We start from the raw sequence: 234 nt of genomic DNA on the forward strand, positions 1-234 counted from the left end.
ATGTCGACCGCTTCCGCACGGCTGGCCTTATCGGTAAACAGCAGGAGATGCCAGTGGGGCGTCCCGTCATGGTGAGGCTCAACCACACGGACACCATAAACATTAAGACCCGCATCCTTAAAGGCGGTGCGAATTTTTGCCCAGACCCGCACCAGATAACGCTGGCCGTCTTTCGGCGTGTAGGCTTCATCAGCCCAGTTGCTATTCAGTACCGCGATTTTGTCTTTACCCATC

General features: G+C 55.1%; 1 protein-coding gene. It reads right to left on the reverse strand.

Annotated features, from left to right (window positions below; translation table 11 throughout):
- On the reverse strand, positions 1 to 234 hold a 234-nt coding region (locus NXS07_RS21475), incomplete at both ends, for a replication endonuclease (protein WP_258087703.1).

The sequence above is a fragment of the Xenorhabdus bovienii genome, assembly GCF_024721015.1.
Taxonomy (GTDB): domain Bacteria; phylum Pseudomonadota; class Gammaproteobacteria; order Enterobacterales; family Enterobacteriaceae; genus Xenorhabdus; species Xenorhabdus bovienii.